The 19,010-nt window shown below is 41.1% G+C and carries 13 protein-coding genes, 1 tRNA gene and 3 rRNA genes; 7 read left to right on the forward strand and 10 right to left on the reverse strand.

Annotated elements, in window-relative coordinates; translation table 11 throughout:
* Positions 1 to 272 precede the first annotated feature (272 nt).
* The 5 genes from LCX93_RS12370 to LCX93_RS12390 form a co-directional block, all read right to left on the reverse strand.
* On the reverse strand, positions 273 to 1,580 hold the full coding sequence (locus LCX93_RS12370) for an OmpP1/FadL family transporter (protein ID WP_226066651.1): 1,308 nt from the start codon (positions 1,578 to 1,580) through the stop codon (positions 273 to 275).
* 436 nt (positions 1,581 to 2,016) lie between these two features.
* Positions 2,017 to 2,132, reverse strand: a 5S ribosomal RNA gene (gene rrf / locus LCX93_RS12375).
* Between the two features lie 314 nt (positions 2,133 to 2,446).
* A 23S ribosomal RNA gene (locus tag LCX93_RS12380) occupies positions 2,447 to 5,339 on the reverse strand.
* Positions 5,340 to 5,625: 286 nt separating this feature from the next.
* A tRNA-Ile gene (locus LCX93_RS12385) sits at positions 5,626 to 5,702 on the reverse strand.
* A 273-nt stretch (positions 5,703 to 5,975) separates the two neighbouring features.
* A 16S ribosomal RNA gene (locus LCX93_RS12390) occupies positions 5,976 to 7,496 on the reverse strand.
* The 16S, 23S and 5S rRNA genes sit together here with 1 tRNA gene alongside, the layout of an rRNA operon.
* Before the next feature lie 687 nt (positions 7,497 to 8,183).
* Here LCX93_RS12390 and LCX93_RS12395 point away from each other — a divergent pair.
* Together LCX93_RS12395 and LCX93_RS12400 are read left to right on the forward strand one after the other, a co-directional pair.
* Positions 8,184 to 8,882 (forward strand): Bax inhibitor-1/YccA family protein, encoded by a 699-nt coding sequence (locus LCX93_RS12395; RefSeq protein ID WP_226066653.1) that lies wholly within the window; start codon positions 8,184 to 8,186, stop codon positions 8,880 to 8,882.
* A complete protein-coding gene (locus LCX93_RS12400; RefSeq protein ID WP_226066655.1) occupies positions 8,872 to 9,279 on the forward strand; it encodes a thiamine-phosphate pyrophosphorylase in 408 nt (135 codons plus the stop codon). The genes LCX93_RS12395 and LCX93_RS12400 overlap by 11 nt, the downstream gene beginning before the upstream one ends.
* Here the strand turns inward: LCX93_RS12400 and LCX93_RS12405 are convergent.
* From LCX93_RS12405 to LCX93_RS12420, 4 genes are read right to left on the reverse strand one after another with little or no spacing between them, the layout of a single operon-like run.
* Complete coding sequence (locus LCX93_RS12405) at positions 9,269 to 9,949, reverse strand: methyltransferase domain-containing protein (protein WP_226066658.1); 681 nt, start codon at positions 9,947 to 9,949, stop codon at positions 9,269 to 9,271. The genes LCX93_RS12400 and LCX93_RS12405 overlap by 11 nt on opposite strands.
* A gap of 10 nt (positions 9,950 to 9,959) precedes the next feature.
* Complete coding sequence (locus LCX93_RS12410) at positions 9,960 to 10,757, reverse strand: metal ABC transporter permease (protein ID WP_193150763.1); 798 nt, start codon at positions 10,755 to 10,757, stop codon at positions 9,960 to 9,962.
* Between the two features lie 8 nt (positions 10,758 to 10,765).
* On the reverse strand, positions 10,766 to 11,530 hold the full coding sequence (locus LCX93_RS12415; protein WP_226066661.1) for a metal ABC transporter ATP-binding protein: 765 nt from the start codon (positions 11,528 to 11,530) through the stop codon (positions 10,766 to 10,768).
* Positions 11,527 to 12,462 carry a metal ABC transporter substrate-binding protein gene (locus LCX93_RS12420; protein WP_226066664.1) on the reverse strand — a complete coding sequence of 312 codons (936 nt, stop codon included), beginning with the start codon at positions 12,460 to 12,462 and terminating at the stop codon, positions 11,527 to 11,529. The genes LCX93_RS12415 and LCX93_RS12420 overlap by 4 nt, the downstream gene beginning before the upstream one ends.
* A gap of 116 nt (positions 12,463 to 12,578) precedes the next feature.
* Here LCX93_RS12420 and secG point away from each other — a divergent pair, with 116 nt between their 5' ends.
* The 3 genes from secG to pyrE are packed head-to-tail and all read left to right on the forward strand — an operon-like array spanning position 12,579 to position 14,100.
* Entirely contained in the window at positions 12,579 to 12,908 is a 330-nt protein-coding gene (gene secG, locus LCX93_RS12425; RefSeq protein ID WP_193150766.1) for a preprotein translocase subunit SecG, read from the forward strand.
* Positions 12,909 to 12,930: 22 nt separating this feature from the next.
* The gene (frr, locus tag LCX93_RS12430) at positions 12,931 to 13,488 is read left to right on the forward strand and encodes a ribosome recycling factor (RefSeq protein ID WP_226066677.1); all 558 of its coding nucleotides are present in this window, start codon (positions 12,931 to 12,933) and stop codon (positions 13,486 to 13,488) included.
* A gap of 3 nt (positions 13,489 to 13,491) precedes the next feature.
* A complete protein-coding gene (pyrE, locus tag LCX93_RS12435; RefSeq protein WP_226066680.1) occupies positions 13,492 to 14,100 on the forward strand; it encodes an orotate phosphoribosyltransferase in 609 nt (202 codons plus the stop codon).
* An 11-nt stretch (positions 14,101 to 14,111) separates the two neighbouring features.
* Here pyrE and LCX93_RS12440 read toward each other — a convergent pair whose 3' ends face one another.
* Entirely contained in the window at positions 14,112 to 15,734 is a 1,623-nt protein-coding gene (locus LCX93_RS12440; RefSeq protein ID WP_226066721.1) for a cation:proton antiporter, read from the reverse strand.
* Between the two features lie 76 nt (positions 15,735 to 15,810).
* On the opposite strand from LCX93_RS12440, the gene pyrG reads away from it, so the two are divergent.
* Positions 15,811 to 17,430 carry a CTP synthase gene (gene pyrG / locus LCX93_RS12445; protein ID WP_226066723.1) on the forward strand — a complete coding sequence of 540 codons (1,620 nt, stop codon included), beginning with the start codon at positions 15,811 to 15,813 and terminating at the stop codon, positions 17,428 to 17,430.
* Positions 17,420 to 19,009, forward strand: a complete 1,590-nt coding sequence (gene recJ / locus LCX93_RS12450; RefSeq protein WP_226066726.1) for a single-stranded-DNA-specific exonuclease RecJ — start codon at positions 17,420 to 17,422, stop codon at positions 19,007 to 19,009. Before pyrG ends, recJ begins: the two co-directional genes overlap by 11 nt.
* The last annotated feature ends 1 nt before the right edge of the window (position 19,010 follow it).

Consider the following 19,010-nt stretch of genomic DNA (forward strand, 5'->3'; position numbering starts at 1 on the left):
AACCGTTATACTGACCCCAAACATTCCTCGGAATCGGTACTTCAGTGCCGACTGATGTAACTTTTTTGTAACTTCCAGCTCGTACTGAAGTACAAATTCTGAGAAGCCGTTGAGTTTAATAAAAACTAACATTTTATATTGGTTACTAATATAAAAAAATAAGATTAAAAAAATCAAATAGAATAACACTTTTAACAAAGTGTCAAAATTGAAGAGAGAATGCCGCCAACAGGCGACATTGTCAAGAAAGAAGAATTACTTTAATAAACTACTTAAAAAGCATAAGTTAACTGTACAGTTAAAGCAGTTTGAGAATGCTTAACAGTTGTTTTAACATCTTGACCTGTAGGAGTCGGCATAGTTTGCAAAGTAGTTTCTGTTTCAGGCGCATAAGTATATGCCACATCTATTGATGTAGTATCACTTACAACATATGAACCGCCGACACCAATATGTGATTCTGTTGTTGCAGGGAAACCAAGAAGATTAAATGTATTAAGTGCATTTCCACCAAGATATGGATAAATATTTGGTCCGCCAGCTGCAGCACCTGCTTGTGCAACTGTCATAGAACCTGCATCTTTTATAGGATTACTTGCATAATTATATCCTAAACGTACTGCCCATCCTTTAGTAGCATACTCATAACCAACAGCAATCACATTTTGATCATCCCATCCAAAATCTTCATACCCAGATGCAGTTGACCATTTAATTTGCTTGTAATCAAGGGCAATAGTATGTTCACCCATCGCATAACTTACACCTACTCCCATTTCTGCTGGAGTTGAAAGCTTATCTTTCATAGCGGCTGGAAAAATTCCAAAATCAACAAATGGTTGTGTAGCTGAACTCAATTGACCTTTATAGTCCATCTCAATTTCTGCTTTATATACAGCACCGATTGTTAAGCCTTCCATTTGATATGAAAGTCCTAATGTATAACCAAAAGCTAAATCTTGAGCAACACCTTCTCCAACTGTTTCAGCGCCAACTGGTCCAACAGGATTACCTTGTTGATCATATTGAACATGTCCAAGATCAGTCTTGTAATTAATATCCAATGCCCCATATTGTAGTATTGGTGCTATTGCTACTGTAAAACCGGCTGTAGTATATGCTAAAGGTACACCAAACTGCATAATCTGAAGATTTGTAACCATATTCATAGTACCAGGATTTGTTGAATCTCTATAATCAACACCCATTCCGGCAGTTCCCCACATACCAATACCCCAGTAAAAGTTATCATTTACTTTCGTTGCTAAAGAGACCTCAGGAATCATATTCATATTAGCATCGCTCTCTGCCCAATTTGTACCATTACTGCCACCATCAGTTTTAACATTAGGCATAAAAAGTGTACCACCAAAACTAATTTCATGGTCTTTTTTAATACCTGTTATCATTGCTGGATTTGAAAGTGCACTCTCAGCACCATGACTAATACCAATTGATGTTCCAGCCATACCACGAGATTTTGCACCCATGCCGATTAGTGTTGAACCGTTTGTTGCAAATGCAGAAGTTGCACCTAAAGCTAATGCAGCTACTACTGCTAATTTAATTGTTTTTTTCATTTTCTCTCCTTAAGAGTTATGTCAAATTTTTGAGATAGCCAAAGCCATTTCGACTGAGAGTATTATATGAGATAAGAAATTAATTGTATCTTAAGCAAGAAAGCCAATATATAATAAAAACTTATAGCTATAATCATTTGAATATTTTTTATAACCAAAAAATGATAATAACATAACAAAAAGTTATAAAAATGAATAAAACAAAGAAGATATCAACTATATTAATAGTAAACATTACTATATAGTAAAAAAGAAAGAAAAATGTATATGTGATAAAAAAATAACAATGTGCATATTTGTAACATTTTTATCACACATTGAAATATATAAGTATTGTACAAAAGAAATGTAAAAATAAAGTAAATAGAAATATACCGAAGAAAAATTTTATAAATTGATTAAAAAGTTGATAGTTTTTGAAGTAAAAATCTGATCAACTAGGCAGCGACCTACATTCCCACAAGTGAAACCTGCAGTATTATCAGCGATGAGAGGCTTAGCTTCTGGGTTCGGAATGGAGCCAGGCGTTTCCCTCTCTCTATAGCCACCTAGACAAGATCAGATATAAGGACATTCTAAGATGTACTTATATCTGATCTCATAAGGATCAGTTGAGTGAGTAATGAATAAAATTCATTAAGTTAAAATTGTTAAAGTCAACACTAGCCGGCACTAAAGTACCGGTTCCAAGTATAGAAAAATACTAAGGAACCCAGACTTCAGTCTGGGCTAAACTAAATAACTTCTGCGGCTAAACCGCGACACCACCGTGCTTAAAAGCTAAGTGTGGTGCCTAACAAATCTTTCTCTTATCAGTATCTATACACTAAATAAGGTAGTGAAGCAATTGTGTTCATTTAAGAACTTGTAAAAAGACAAACGTACTATTAGTACTGGTCAGCTAAACACATTGCTGTGCGTACACATCCAGCCTATCAAGCTTGTAGTCTTCAAGCGTACTTCAGGGAACGTTCATCTTGGAGTTGGCTTCCCGCTTAGATGCTTTCAGCGGTTATCTCATCCGTGCGTAGCTACCCAGCTATGCCCTTGGCAGGACAACTGGTGCACCAGTGGCACGTCCAACCCGGTCCTCTCGTACTAGGGTCAGCTCTCCTCAACGTTCCTACGCCCACGGAAGATAGGGACCGAACTGTCTCACGACGTTCTGAACCCAGCTCGCGTACCGCTTTAAATGGCGAACAGCCATACCCTTGGGACCTGCTCCAGCCCCAGGATGCGATGAGCCGACATCGAGGTGCCAAACCTCCCCGTCGATGTGAGCTCTTGGGGGAGATCAGCCTGTTATCCCCGGCGTACCTTTTATCCTTTGAGCGATGGCCCTTCCACACAGAACCACCGGATCACTATGACCGTCTTTCGACTCTGCTCGACTTGTATGTCTCACAGTCAGTCCGGCTTATGCCATTATACTCTACGAAGGATTTCCAACCCTTCTGAGCCGAACTTTGTAAGCCTCCGTTACTTTTTAGGAGGCGACCGCCCCAGTCAAACTACCCACCAGACATTGTCCTCGCACGGGATAACCGTACGGAGTTAGCTATCAGAATATTCAAGGGTGGTATCTCAAGGTTGCCTCCCCTGGAACTGGCGTCCCAGGTTCAACGGCTCCCACCTATCCTGCACATGAATATCCCAATAGCAGTGTCAAGCTATAGTAAAGGTGCACGGGGTCTTTCCGTCTTTCCGCGGGTAGGAGGAATTTTCACCTCCACTACAATTTCACTGGATCCCTTGTTGAGACAGCTCCCATCTCGTTACGCCATTCATGCAGGTCGGTATTTAACCGACAAGGAATTTCGCTACCTTAGGACCGTTATAGTTACGGCCGCCGTTTACTCGGGCTTCAATTCATGCCTTCGCTTGCGCTAAGCAATCCTTTTAACCTTCGAGCACCGGGCAGGCGTCACACCCTATACATCCACTTACGTGTTAGCAGAGTGCTGTGTTTTTGGTAAACAGTCGGGAGGGACTCTTTGCTGCGACCTATAAGTGCTTTGAGAAGCAAGTTCTCTAACACTACAGGCACACCTTATACCGAAGATACGGTGCTAGTTTGCAGAGTTCCTTAACAAGGGTTCATCCACGCGCCTTAGAATACTCATCTCACCCACCTGTGTCGGTTTACGGTACGGGCAACATTACATCTCGTTTAGAGGCTTTTCTCGGCACGACAGTATCAAGGGTTCTGGTCGCTCTCCGAAAAGATTGACCAGCCTGTCAGATCTCGGTCGAATGACGTGCGGATTTGCCTACACGTCGACCTACGTCCTTCGAGCCACTATTCCATCAGTGACCCCCTTTAACTCTATGCGTCCCCCCATCACTCAAACGATGTAATGTCGGTATCGGAATATTAACCGATTTGCCATCGTCTACCCCTTTCGGACTCGACTTAGGTCCCGACTAACCCTACGATGACGAGCATCGCGTAGGAAACCTTGGGTTTACGGCGAAGAAGATTCTCACTTCTTTTCTCGCTACTCATGCCTGCATGCTCACTTCCATCCGCTCCAGTACTCCTTACCGGTATACCTTCAGCGCTGAATGGAACGCTCTCCTACCACTTACAGTAAACTGTAAATCTAAAGCTTCGGTGTTTATCTTAGCCCCGTTATATTTTCGGCGCAGAATCGCTAGACCAGTGAGCTGTTACGCTTTCTTTAAAGGATGGCTGCTTCTAAGCCAACCTCCTGGTTGTCACAGCAACTCCACATCCTTTTCCACTTAGATAAAACTTTGGGACCTTAGCTGTTAGTCTGGGTTGTTCCCCTCTCGACATAGGATTTTATCACCCTACGCCTGACTCCCGAGGTTACACGTATAGTATTCGGAGTTTGATAGGGTTTGGTACCGCGGTAAGCAGCCCTAGCCCTGTCAGTGCTCTACCCCTATACGCTAATGCTCGAGGCTATACCTAAATATATTTCGGAGAGAACCAGCTATCACTGAGTTTGATTGGCCTTTCACCCCTATCCACAAGTCATCCCAAGAATTTTCAACTTCTACGGGTTCGGTCCTCCACTGGCTCTTACACCAGCTTCAACCTGCTCATGGATAGATCACTCAGTTTCGGGTCTGCAGCATCTGACTATGTCGCCCTATTAAGACTCGCTTTCGCTACGGCTTCTCGTTCGATTAACCTTGCCAGATACCACAACTCGCAGGCTCATTATGCAAAAGGCAGTCCGTCACACTTATTTAATAGTGCTCCGAATGATTGTAAGCCATAGGTTTCAGGTTCTATTTCACTCCGCTCACCGCGGTCCTTTTCACCTTTCCCTCACGGTACTTGTTCGCTATCGGTCTAGTAGTAGTATTTAGGGTTGGAGGGTGGTCCCCCCATATTCAGTCAAGATAACACGTGTCCCGACCTACTCGTTCCATACCTTAGTTCCACACAAATGTTTTCGCTTACGGGAGTATCACCCTCTATGCTCATCCTTTCCAGAATGTTCTGCTAACAAATGTGCTAAATGTATGCGCCCTATTCCAATTTCGCTCGCCGCTACTCTCGGAATCTCGTTTGATTTCTCTTCCTCTAGGTACTGAGATGTTTCACTTCCCTAGGTTCGCCCCACCCGAAAGTGGTAACGTGATTCGCACCACGTTGGGTCGCCCCATTCAGAAATTCCCGGATCAAAGCTTCTTGGCAGCTCCCCGAGACTTTTCGCAGCCTAGTACGTCTTTCATCGCCTCTACTAGCCAAGGCATCCACCTATGGCCCTTAATATCTTTTTATTCTATGTTGCGTTCACTACCTTATTTAATGTACTAATACACTAGACAAGATGAATGATCTGTTATTGTAGTTATTTAGTTTATAATAAATCTCTTTATTATAGTTGTTGACTTTAACAATTGTAATTTAATGATCGTTTGGTTTTTAAACCAAATATAAATCCTTATGTGTTTAAGAACTTATATTTAATTTAGAAACTTGTTTTTGAGATGAGTTGTGCTTAAAAAAGAAGCGAAGCATACTTTAGTATGTGAGTTTCTTTTTTAAGTGCAAATCACTCAAAAATGGTGGGCCTACCAGGACTTGAACCTGGGACCTCACCCTTATCAGGGGTGCACTCTAACCAGCTGAGCTATAGGCCCTTTCTGGTGCTTTTGACTTTATTCTGCGTCAGAACCTTTACTTCAGTTGTCACGTACATTTGTACGCTCCGCCTTCAGCAAAGAACCTTTCTTGACTAAAGCTAAAATCCCTCAGAAAGCAAAGCCCTCTCAAGGTTACACCTTTGACATAATCGTAATTCAAACGAACACAGATCACTGAAAACTAAGCAAGTAAGAGAGAAAAACTAATAAACTATCTCTGTGAGATTTTCTTTGTATGTCAATTCAAATGAATGATTGACTTTACTCTAGAAAGGAGGTGATCCAACCGCAGGTTCTCCTACGGTTACCTTGTTACGACTTCACCCCAGTCGCTAATTCCACCGTAAGCGGTAGCGCCCCGAAGGTTCGCTTCCCGATTTCGGGTGAAATCAACTCCCATGGTGTGACGGGCGGTGAGTACAAGACCCGGGAACGTATTCACCGTAGCATTGCTGATCTACGATTACTAGTGATTCCAGCTTCATGGAGTCGAGTTGCAGACTCCAATCCGAACTGAGAGACGCTTTAAGTGATTAGCTCCACCTCGCGGTATCGCAACACTCTGTACGCCCCATTGTAGCACGTGTGTAGCCCTAGCCATAAGGGCCATGATGACTTGACGTCGTCCTCACCTTCCTCCTCCTTACGAAGGCAGTCTCCTTAGAGTGCTCAGCTTAACCTGCTAGCAACTAAGGACGAGGGTTGCGCTCGTTGCGGGACTTAACCCAACATCTCACGACACGAGCTGACGACAGCCGTGCAGCACCTGTTTTCGAGCTCCCCGAAGGGCACCCCGCCATCTCTGGCAGGTTCTCTCAATGTCAAGGCTAGGTAAGGTTCTTCGCGTATCTTCGAATTAAACCACATGCTCCACCACTTGTGCGGGTCCCCGTCTATTCCTTTGAGTTTTAATCTTGCGACCGTACTCCCCAGGCGGTTCACTTAATCTGTTAAGTGCATCACCGCCCTGACTAGCAGAGCGACGACTAGTGAACATCGTTTAGGGCGTGGACTACCAGGGTATCTAATCCTGTTTGCTCCCCACGCTTTCACGCCTTAGCGTCAGTTATGTTCCAGGAGATCGCCTTCGCTTTCGGTATTCCTAGTGATATCTACGGATTTTACCCCTACACCACTAATTCCATCTCCCCCTCCCATACTCTAGGTCGGCAGTTTCAAATGCAGTTCTACAGTTAAGCTGTAGGATTTCACATCTGACTTGCCAACCCGCCTACGCGTCCTTTACGCCCAGTGATTCCGAATAACGCTTGCACCCTCCGTATTACCGCGGCTGCTGGCACGGAGTTAGCCGGTGCTTATTCATATGCTACCGTCATTTTCTTGACATATAAAAGGAGTTTACACACCGAAATGCGTCATCCTCCACGCGGCGTTGCTGCATCAGGGTTCCCCCCATTGTGCAATATTCCTCACTGCTGCCTCCCGTAGGAGTCTGGTCCGTGTCTCAGTACCAGTGTGGCGGATCATCCTCTCAAACCCGCTACCCGTCATTGCCTTGGTAGTCTCTTACACTACCAACAAGCTGATGGGATATAGACCGATCCCTTGGCGGAATCCATTTCCCGACTACTCTTATGAGCAGAAGGAGTATCCGGTATTAATCATCGTTTCCAATGGCTATCCCGGTCCAAGGGGCACATTATCTATATATTACTCACCCGTGCGCCACTCGTCAGCAGAGAAGCAAGCTTCTCTCTGTTACCGTTCGACTTGCATGTGTTAAGCACGCCGCCAGCGTTCATTCTGAGCCAGGATCAAACTCTCCATAATTGAAACGAGAAGGAACCAAGTTCCTTCTCTGCGTTAACACTGGGTTTCACTCAGCGTGAGGCTCAATGCACTGGTGCATTTTTGCTTTAGCTTTATGAAACCCACTATAACATTATAGAAAGATAAGTAAACTTATTACTGATCTTTTGCCCAAGATTATTAAATCATTGGCTTTGTTATTTTAAGTCTTAATAAAACTGCTTAAGGTCTTATTACTAGACTGTATAGTTATCTATTACTATTAAGGGAACCATTCAGGTAAACCTGTATGGATTTCAAAATAGAATAGACGGTTGTTGTTTATTAGTTATTTCTAAGTAATTTATCTCTTTAACTCTAAAGTTAAAAAGTCTCTTACTTGCTTAGTTTTCAATGATCTCAAACATATTCAGCGGCTTCAACTCGAAGTCTCTTTAGGCCTTTTAAACAAGGTCTCTCTGTTTGTGGATGGGAATTATAGGGGATTTCGACTTTAATGTCAATAGTATTTGAGAGAAATTTCAAATTTCTTTTGGGTCTGTTTCGTTTAGAATTAGTTTTGCTTATTTTAGCATAGCTTGTTCACTGATATATATTATAGTGTAAGCATTCTTCTTCTCTTATGTTGCCTTCCATTAACTTTTTATCTATAGAATTCACTAAAATAAAAAAATATCTTATGGATAGATATTGAAAAAGGAAAAAATTATGGGACTATATGATCGTGATTATGCAAGAGGTAATACTTATGCTTCGCAAGTAGAAAGTCGCAGTGAAGCGCAGATAGTCTCTTTTGTAAAAGAGACTTACAAGCTGTTTGCCGCGTCAATGCTTGCAGGAGCTGCCGGGGCTTATGTTGGTGTACCTTTGGCTGGCACTATTTCGGGTTTAATCTGGCCGCTTTTCTTTTTAGAAATTGGTCTTTTAATCGGGTTACAGTTTGTAAAAAACAAACCAGGTATCAATCTGCTTGTAATGTTTGCTTTTGTCTTTGTGACAGGACTTACAACAGCACCGTTATTGGCTTATACACTTGGAATGAACAGTGGTGGCGCAATAGTCGGTAATGCTTTTGCAATGACAGCGGTAGTATTTGGAGCAATGAGCTTTTTTGCTATAAAAAGTACAAAGGATTTTACAGGATACGGAAAGCCTTTAATGATTGCTCTGTTTGTAATTATCGGGTTTTCAATAATTAATATATTCCTTGGGAATCCGATGTTTCAAATTATTATTGCCGGAGCGGTAGTAATACTTTTCAGTATTCTGGTGATTTATGATACACAAAATATTATGAAAGGAGCGTACCAAACTCCTATTGACGGTGCAATTGCACTTTATTTAGATTTTTTAAACATCTTTATAGCACTCCTGCAGCTTTTTGGTATCTTTGGAAATGAAGAGTAACTCTCTCTCACCCGAACTTTTTCGGGTGATTGATGCCAACCTGAACCGCCTCAAAGAAGGCATACGTGTTGTTGAAGATATACTTCGATATAAAGACAATAACAAAGAACTCTCCTCCAAACTAAAATCACTCCGTCACAAAGCACAGATTCAAGAAACAAAAGAGCTGCTTAAAAACAGAGACAGTATAAATGATGTCTTGCGACCCTCTACAAAAAGTGAACAAAACCGTTCTTCACTTGAAGATATTCTGACTGCCAACTTTAAACGGGCGCAGGAATCTGCCAGGGTTTTAGAAGAGTTGTTTAAGCTAGACAACATAGACTACAGTGAAAATTTTAAAACCTTACGTTATGAGCTCTACAATTTAGAAAAAGAAGTCATGCTCAATAGATAAAGGCTACTTCAAACTCCAAATAGCTTAAGGGATACTCCTGCATCAGTTTTTTCATCTCTTTGTAGCTTAAAACATTGCGGGAGGCACTGACTCCGCTCTTTTTTATATAACGGAACATATCTCTCACATTATCAAAGTCCAGCTTATACCGTACTACTTCAAATCGGGCATTAAAATACTTTTTTTGCAGAGACTCAAGCTTACATGTATCTATAAGCAGTGGTTCCAACCCTGCTGTTGCATGTAAGGTTTTAAATGTATTTGCAGTAAAAACTGCGAGTGCAACAGGGGCATGAAAAGCTTGCAGTTGTTGGAATGTTTTTTCCATATCATCTGCCCATTGCAATGCCGAAGCAGAGAGAATATAATCAAAATTGTATTCTCTTAGCATTTCAAAAAGATTTACATCATTAAAGTTTCCGTAAATGCACTCTATCTTTTGAGATTTTGGATGCAATTCCAACATTCCCGGAGCAAAATCAACCGCCATCAGTTTATCATACTGCCAATTTATTTTTCTTGCCAAAGTACCGCTTCCGCAACCAAGGTCCAAAATATTTTTTGGCTGTGAGGTGACCAGAGAGAGAAGTTTATCTGCCACTTTTTGCTGAATAACATTATAAGAACCATAATGCATAGCATACTTGGAAAATTCAGAACTTATCTTCATCTGTTCTCTATCATTTCTTGTTTATTATCAGTGAAACAATAAAAATAACTATAATTGAGAGTACTATAGTAGCCCCGGAAGGTAAAGAATAGTAGTAGGAAAGACTCATCCCAAATATAACACTGAAAAGGGCAAAAAAGAGTGAAATAAGCATTGTACTTCTAAAGCCCACTCTGTACTGCAAGGCAGCAACAGTCGGAATCACCATCAAAGCTCCGATAAGCAAACTTCCCACAACCCGAATCGAAAGTGCAATAATAACAGCCACTACGGTAACAAGTAAAAAGTTTAAAAACTTTACTTTGATACCGCTTGTTTGAGCCACTTCTTCGTCATAAGCAATAAAATAAAGTTCTTTTGAAAAAAGCAGTAAAAAGAGTAAAGAGAGACTCCCCACTGTGACTATTGTCATTACATCCTCATTTGTCACCGATAAAATAGAACCAAACAGATAAGAAAAAAGAGAGTTGTTAAAAGCGCCGCCCAAAGAGACAATAATCACAGCAATTGCCAGTGAACCTGAAAGGATTATAGCCAATATGGCATCGCTGTAAAGTGAAAATGCACTTCGCAGATATTCTATCAACCATGCCGAAGCAATCGCAACGCCAACAGCAACCCACAAAGGATTATATCCTGCCACAAGTCCTACAGCAACCCCGACAAGTGCCGAATGTGCCAGAGTCTCACTCATAAGAGAGTAACGGCGAAGTACTACAAAATTTCCGCTTACAGAAGCCAGCACGGCTATAAAAAGTCCTGCAACAAAGGCTCTTTGCATAAAATCATATTCAAACATTTCAAACATAGGAATCCTTAATGCTCATGCTTGTGGTGATGAAGTGCATGAGCATCTATGCCGTACAAATCACTCACCTCTTCACAAGAAAGCATCTTTTTTGGGTCATTACAAATTGTCGCTTTTTGGTTTATCGTGAATAAACGTCCGATATCATCAGCTATAACACCGATATCATGCGTGATAAACAAAATGGTTATCTTTTCTTCTTTATTCAACTTTGCCAGCAATGTGTAAAATCTTTGCTGAGACACCATATCTACACCGGTATTTGGTTCGTCAAGAATCAGAATTTTTGGGCAAGAGGCCAGAGCTCTTGCTATCATGACCCGTTGACGCTGACCACCCGAGAGTGTACCAACCATTTTATTTCTTAAATTAAGAATATCCATTTTTATCATGGCATCTTCTACCATCTCTTTATCTTCTCTGCTGATGCCGGCCAGTATGCCTCTTTTTGCGATGCGTCCCATTTTTACAATATCTTCAACAGTCGCCGGAAAGTTTTCGTCTACGAGCGTTGCGCGCTGTGGCACATAGCCTATTTTATACCACTCTTTAAACTCTTTTAGCTTTTTGCCAAATATCCTGATTTCCCCGGATGTAGGCTGTTCTAGCCCAAGCAGCATACGAATAAGTGTTGTTTTTCCACCACCGTTTGGTCCGATAATGGCGATGTATTCTCCCTCGAAAATTTCAAAGGAAATATCCTGGAGGATTGTCTGCCCACGAACAGTAAAATTAAGATTTTTTACATCAAAGATGGGAACTTTGAATTTCATCTGCACATAAGCGCCTTTGAGAGTTTTTTAAGATTTTTTTGCATAATTGTCTGGTACGTCATACCCGCCTTGGCTTCATCTGCTGTGATATTACCCAAAGGCTGAAAAACATCAACAGTGATATTTGCATCCTTTGCTATTGTTTTGGTTACCTTGTCATTTACAAAATTTTCATAAAAAATTGTCTGTATGCCTTTTTTGCGAATATCCTGAAAAACTCTTTTCATTGCTTTGGCACTTGGCTGGGCTTCAGGAGAGAGTCCCGTCAATGATTCTACTCCAAATCCGTACCTGTCTGCAACATAGCCAAGAGCATTATGTGTAACAACAACACTTTTTTGCCTACAGTTTACAAGTCTTTGTTTGTATTCCTGCTCAAGTGCATCCAACATCTTTATATAACTATCTCTGTTTTTGATGTAAAGTTCTTTATATTGAGGCTGCAGTGCAATAAGCTCTTTTGTTATTACTTTTGCGGCTTTTTTCATATTGTCAAAATCAAGCCAGTAGTGAGGGTCTACTCCTTCATGATGGTGATGCCCGGCATGTTCCTCTTCTTCGTTTTCATCCGTATCTGCAAGTTCCCGTAATTTCACATACTTGCTGATATTTACAGCCTTTTGTTTAAATGCAAATCCGTGCACCCATGGTTCCAATCCCGCGCCGCTGTAAAAAACCAAGGCACTTTTTTCTATGTTGCCCATAAGCTTTGGAGTTGGCTCAAAACTGTGAGGGTCAACGCCAAAAGGCAAAATATTCACGACATCAAGAGTATCGCCTGCAATATGCTTTGTAATGTCATAAAGGGCAAATGTGGTTACCCCGACTATCGGTTTTGTATTTGTTTGAGGTTTTTTTTCATTTTCTATAACAAGAAACAGACTTGCCATAAGCAAAATAAGAATCAATGCAATAATTTTTATATTTTTCACTGCCCACCCTTCGAAATAATTTTTATTTAATAATTGTAATTATACCCTCTTTTTTAGAGTTTGATAATATAAGGTTTTTTAGATATAATTCTCCACTTTATAATTTAGGAAAATATATGACAACCAGTCTTTTACTTATAATTCAAATCGTCTTAGTCATCATCTTGGTCATAGCTGTGCTGTTGCAAAAAAGCTCAAGTATAGGCCTTGGTGCTTACAGTGGTTCAAATGAATCAGTTTTTGGTGCAAAAGGACCAAGCAGTTTCTTGGCAAAAACGACATTTACCATCGGCTTTTTGTTTGTTGTCAATACCATCACACTGGGATACATGTATTCTCAGTCTGCACAGTCTTCTGTGATAGACGAAATGGTTCCGACAACAAATGTTGCTGCTCCTGCAGTACCGGCGGCTTCAACTGCAAAACCGGAAACACCAAAAAAATAATCTTTTCAAGGAGAAAAACAGAATGTTGAACGAAATATTTAATGAATGTGAAACGAAAATGCAAGGCAGCATTGAACATATGCAAAGAGATTTCAAAACGCTTAGAACAGGTAAGGTCACAACTGCCGTACTGGACAATGTAAAAATTGACTATTACGGTACGCCTACACCACTTGATCAAGTGGGTTCTGTTTTGGCAACCGATGCCACAACAATTGTCATTAATCCTTGGGAGAAAAATCTTTTATCGGATATCGAATCTGCCATCAATGCGGCCAATATCGGCGTAAATCCTAATAATGACGGAGAACAGATTAAACTTTTCTTTCCTGCCATGACAGTGGAGCAGCGTCAGGAATCTGTAAAAAAAATGAAAACTATGGGTGAAAATGCCAAAGTATCCATCAGAAATGACAGACGTGACGCCAACGACAAAATCAAAAAGCTTGAAAAAGAAAAAGAGATTACGCAGGATGAATCTAAATCCGCTCAGGACAATATACAAAAGATTACAGACAAATATATCTCCAAAGTTGACAGCATCTTAAAAGAGAAAGAAGCTGAAATACTAAAGGTCTGATTCGTGGACATAAAAAAAATATATATGGATGCCGATGCTCTTTTAGAGGGACATTTCAAACTGAGCTCCGGCAATCATTCACAATTTTATCTTCAGTCTGCAAAAGTCCTGGAAGACCCTAAAACAGCAAAACTTTTAGCAGATGAACTTGCCAAGCAGATCAAAGCAAGCGGCCTGCAGGTTGATACTGTCTGCGCTCCGGCTCTTGGTGGTTTGATTGCAGGTTTTGCACTTGCTACGGCACTTAATGTAAGAAGTATATTTGCGGAGCGGGTTGACGGCAAGATGACTGTTCGCCGTGGTTTTGAAATAAAACCGGGCGAAAAAGTTTTAATGTGTGAGGATATCATAACAACCGGTGGAAGTGCTATGGAAGCAGCAGCCGTTGTCAAAGAACTCGGCGGTGAAATAGTGGGTGTTGCGGCACTGGCCAACCGTGGCTTTTGCCACAGAGAGGGCAGTGATCTGCAGACAAAACCAAACTGCAAACTGCCTCAGGACATTCCGTTTTTTGCACTTGCGGATTTCACCTTTGAAATGTACGCACCCGATGCCTGTCCTCTTTGCAAAGACGGCAGCCAAGCCATTAAACCGGGCTCACGCGGAAACTAGTTTAATGACTGCTAGCGATATTTGAGCTGGCAGGTTAACATTCTCTCAACCAAAACACGTGCCACCTCTACTTTTCCATCGACTATATTTGTTATCTTGAGATCTGAAAGCTTCTCTTTTTCTTCCAGCGAGACCACTTTTACAATCAGATTCGCATTTCTTGAATGATTGAGTACCGCTTCGCATATAAGACGTTTCTTTGCTATATTGTCCAGTGTCACAATAATTGCAGCCGCTTTTTCAATATGAAGCGCTTGCAAAATAGCTGTTTTGGAGGCATCTCCGAGATAGGCTTCTTTTCCTTCTTCCAGTGCTTCTTGCACATGTTTGTTTGAATTGTCAATGATAACATAGGGAACATCAAGTTCTTCAAGATACTGTGTCACAAATTTACCGACTACGCTGTATCCGCACACAACCACATGATTTTCTCGTCCTTTGAGTGCAGACATATCTGTAACGATATCTTTTTCTTTTATCAGCCTGGTGGTTATTGCATTGATGAAGGGAACAAAAAACGGTGTCACTATCATGGAAAAAATCACTATCAGAACCAACAAAGAAGCCAACTGCTCATCAATAATATGTCCTGATGCCGCGAGTGCAAAAATTACAAATGAAAATTCGCCTACCTGAGAAAGGAAAAGTGCCGTTTTTAAAGAAGTTGCACTGCTTGAGCTTAACCGTAAGACCAAAAACATAAGAAGCGACTTTATAATAAAAATCAATAAAAACAGACCGATAATAAGCCCGATATTGTCAATGAACAAGAAGATGTCAATTTTCATACCGACAACAACAAAGAAGGTTCCCAAAAGAATATCTTTAAATGGTGCAATATCTGATTCTACCTTATGATGGTATTTCGTTTCGGCGATAATCATGCCGGCCACAAATGCGCCTAAAGAGTAAGTAAAGCCCATATAGTAGGCAAAAAGAGAAGATGCCATGACGATAAAGAGTACAGAACCCATAAAGAGTTCGTCTACCTCTGACGAGGATGAAAAATGCAGCAGCCAGGCAACAACTCTCTTGCCGAATGTAAACATTACAGCGATGACAACAGAAACACTCAAAAGCGTATGCCACAAAATGACAAAAATCTCCTGATCTCCCTCTTTGCTTAAAAAGCTTATCAGAATTAAAATAGGAATTACTGCAATATCCTGAAAAATCAGTATCCCCGTTGCATTCTGTCCATACGGAGTATAAATCTCTTTGGAACTTTTTAAATATGTCAGCACGATTGCGGTTGATGAGAGTGAAAATGCCAGTGCTATAATTATGGATGATTTTGGTCCCAGAGCAAAAATATAATGTGCCAGGAGGTAAGTTACAACGGTAGTCAAGCCGACCTGTAAAAATCCGTTGGCAAAAATCTCTCTTTTCATCGAACCCATTTTTGCCAAAGATATTTCAAGTCCTATGGTAAACATCAAAAATACAATACCGAACTCCCCTGCCATCTCCAGAGCATGCGAATGACTGGCTTTATGCAGATCAAAACCATAGGCAATAAGTGTACCGGTAAGAATATAGCCTATAATCTGCGATATACCTATTTTTTTCAAAAAAATATTAATGACTATTGAGAGTCCAAGAGCGATTATTATATAGACTAAAACATTTTGCATAGTGTTACTTTCATAATTTAATAAGACATTATATACTATAATCGCGCTTATACTTAATATATATGGAGATTTTTTAATGACTAAATTCATTTTTGTTACCGGTGGGGTATTGAGCTCCCTTGGAAAAGGGATTACAGCTGCCAGTATAGGTACTTTACTCAAACATGCCGGTAAGAATATAGGCATGCTGAAAATTGATCCATATATCAATGTCGATCCAGGAACTATGAGTCCGCTGGAACACGGGGAGGTTTTTGTGACCAAAGACGGCGCAGAAACTGATCTTGATATTGGAAACTATGAACGTTTCCTGGACAAGTCTTTTTTAAAAACATCAAACTTTACAACAGGGCAGGTTTACTCAAGTGTCATTGAGCGTGAACGTGCGGGTGGCTATCTCGGACAGACCATTCAAGTTGTTCCGCATATTGTCGGTGAAATTGTCAAGCGTATAAAAGCAGCCGGGGAGGGGCATGACATTCTTGTTGTAGAGCTTGGCGGAACAGTGGGCGACATAGAAGGGCTCCCATTTATGGAAGCGATTCGCCAAATGAAACACGATGATGAAGTTGCCGGTACTTTTTTTGTCCATGTAACCCTTATTCCCTACATTAAAGCAGCCGGGGAGATGAAATCAAAACCGACACAGCACTCGGTACAGGAACTTCGCCGTATTGGCATCACTCCGCAGATGATTATAGCCAGAAGCGAAAATGCTCTGCCAAAAACATTTAAGAAAAAACTTGCTATGAGTTGTGATGTTGCCCCTGACAGTGTGATAGAAGCACTTGACGCGGCAAGTATTTATGATGTGCCTATGTCATTTTTACGACAAAATATCTTAAAACCGATATCCAAAGAGCTTGAACTTGGTGAAATTGTTCCCGATATGCAGGAGTGGGATTCTCTTGTGAAAAAAATCGTACAGCCAAAAGGTAAAGTTGTCATCGGTTTTGTCGGAAAATATTTGGCACTTAAAGAGTCTTACAAGTCACTTACAGAAGCGCTTATACATGCAGGGGCACATCTTGACAGCAGAGTCGAAATCTGCTGGGTAGATTCTGAAGAGATTGAGGAGAGAGGGGCAGAGACACTGCTGAGTGACTGTGACGGTATTTTGGTAGCCGGCGGTTTTGGAAGCCGTGGTATCGAAGGAAAAATCCAGGCAATTGAATATGCCCGTGTCAACAAAGTACCCTATCTTGGTATCTGTCTTGGTATGCAGCTTACACTTGTTGAATATGCAAGAAACGTACTCGGCCTTGAAGGAGCAAACTCTGTCGAGTTTGATGAAAACACTCCACACCCTATGATTTATCTTATAGACAACTTTTTAGACCAGAGTGGCGGTATGCAGCTCAGAACACATCAGTCACCAATGGGCGGGACACTTCGTCTTGGCGAATACCCGTGTGATACAAAAGAGGGTTCTTTGCTCCGCCAAGCCTATAACGGACAAAAAACAATCTATGAAAGACACCGTCACCGTTATGAAGCAAATCCTGCGTACAGACAGCAGCTTGAAGATGCCGGCATGATAGTCACAGGTGAGTCTGACGGATTGATAGAGACAGTAGAGATTCAGGGCCATCCGTGGTTTTTGGGGGTACAGTTTCACCCAGAATTCACATCACGTCTGCAGACACCAAATCCATCTATACTAGCATTTGTCAATGCCAGTTTAAATGCTGAGTAATATACCCCACTTAAACAAATCAGACCTTTTTGCTCTGCTTGCACAAAGGTTTGACAAAGAAGACAAAAAACTTTCCCAAATTCCAAATCCACAATTACTTCATGATGCAGATAAAGCCGCAAAAAAAATTGCACAAGCCATACGTACTAACAAACGTATAACGTTAGTAGGTGATTATGATGTAGACGGTGTCAGCTCTACTGCTATAGTCGTTGATTTTTTCAAGCAAATTCCCTATCCTCTTGAAGCTATCATTCCAAATCGTTTTCATGATGGTTATGGTGTAAATCCTACTGTTTTGCAAAGAGTGGATAGTGACTTGATTATAACTGTTGATAACGGAATATCTGCAACAGAAGCAGCCGATATATGCAAACAACGCGGTATAGACCTCATTATTACCGATCATCACACTCCTGGCGATATTTTACCAGATGCCTATGCTATTGTTGATCCAAAGCTCCCTGCATGTAACTATCCTTTTAAAGAGATATGTGGCGCACAGGTTGCCTGGCTTTTACTTGGACTTGTTAAAAAAGAGCTTGCACTCAGTATAGATATGAAGCAGTTTTTAGATATTTTGGCGATTGCAATTATTGCGGACATTATGCCTCTTGTCAACATTAACAGAACACTTGTCAAAGAAGGGCTTAGACTCCTTATGCGCTCTAACAGGCCTGCCAGTGTTATTATCAGGGATTTTTTAAACAAGTCAAACATAACAAGTGAAGATATTGCATTTAACATAGCGCCGCGTATCAACTCTGCCGGACGTCTGGAAGATGCTTCCATTGCCCTTGATTTTTATACTGCATCCGATACACATACGGCGTATAAACAGTTTGAACTCTTGGGACAGCTCAATACTCTGCGCAAAGAGACTGAAGCGCAAACAACGCAAGAAGCACTCAATGCTGTCAATGAAAACGATAGAATTATTGTTGTGGCAGGTGAAAACTGGCATGAAGGTGTTGTAGGCATTGTCGCCGCCCGTTTGGTTGATAAATTTGGATCTCCTGCTATAGTTTTGAGTATAAAAGATGAAGAAGCCAAAGGGAGTGCCAGAAGTATCGGTGATGTCAATATATATGAACTCATAAAAGAAAATGAACACCTGCTCACTAAGTTTGGCGGGCATAAAATGGCAGCAGGGCTGGGTTTACATGTAAAGGATATAGCAGCCTTTAGAGAAGCTGTCAACAGAAGTGCACAAAACATTCCTGATGATGATTTTATACCCAAAGAACAGATAAGTGGTATACTTAACAGTGAAGATATAGATACCGAACTGCTCACTCTGCTTGAACAGTTTGAACCTTACGGGGAAGCAAATCTCCGACCGACATTTCTTATAAAGGATGCAGAAGTTGTGAGCATTAAGCTTATGGGTGCGGACAAATCACATTCGCGCATTGAAGTCAGACAATTCCCGCACCAAAGAGAGACTATAGAGCTTATTGCTTTTCGGCGTGTTTATGAGATGCCTGAGAATAAAAAGATTACATGTAGTTACTCCGTAACCAAAAATGAGTTTAACGGCAGGGTCTCTGCCCAGCTTTTAGTGAATAAAATCTTTTAGA

This window comes from Sulfurimonas sp. SWIR-19, from assembly GCF_020410885.1.
Classification (GTDB): domain Bacteria; phylum Campylobacterota; class Campylobacteria; order Campylobacterales; family Sulfurimonadaceae; genus Sulfurimonas; species Sulfurimonas sediminis.

Excerpts from the sequence above, each read along its gene's own strand:
- LCX93_RS12370 (WP_226066651.1), bottom strand. The coding sequence starts at position 1,580 with ATGAAAAAAACAATTAAATTAGCAGTAGTAGCTGCATTAGCTTTAGGT.
- LCX93_RS12395 (WP_226066653.1), top strand. The coding sequence starts at position 8,184 with ATGGGACTATATGATCGTGATTATGCAAGAGGTAATACTTATGCTTCG.
- LCX93_RS12400 (WP_226066655.1), top strand. The coding sequence starts at position 8,872 with ATGAAGAGTAACTCTCTCTCACCCGAACTTTTTCGGGTGATTGATGCC.
- LCX93_RS12405 (WP_226066658.1), bottom strand. The coding sequence starts at position 9,949 with ATGAAGATAAGTTCTGAATTTTCCAAGTATGCTATGCATTATGGTTCT.
- LCX93_RS12410 (WP_193150763.1), bottom strand. The coding sequence starts at position 10,757 with ATGTTTGAAATGTTTGAATATGATTTTATGCAAAGAGCCTTTGTTGCA.
- LCX93_RS12415 (WP_226066661.1), bottom strand. The coding sequence starts at position 11,530 with ATGAAATTCAAAGTTCCCATCTTTGATGTAAAAAATCTTAATTTTACT.
- secG (WP_193150766.1), top strand. The coding sequence starts at position 12,579 with ATGACAACCAGTCTTTTACTTATAATTCAAATCGTCTTAGTCATCATC.
- frr (WP_226066677.1), top strand. The coding sequence starts at position 12,931 with ATGTTGAACGAAATATTTAATGAATGTGAAACGAAAATGCAAGGCAGC.
- LCX93_RS12440 (WP_226066721.1), bottom strand. The coding sequence starts at position 15,734 with ATGCAAAATGTTTTAGTCTATATAATAATCGCTCTTGGACTCTCAATA.
- pyrG (WP_226066723.1), top strand. The coding sequence starts at position 15,811 with ATGACTAAATTCATTTTTGTTACCGGTGGGGTATTGAGCTCCCTTGGA.
- recJ (WP_226066726.1), top strand. The coding sequence starts at position 17,420 with ATGCTGAGTAATATACCCCACTTAAACAAATCAGACCTTTTTGCTCTG.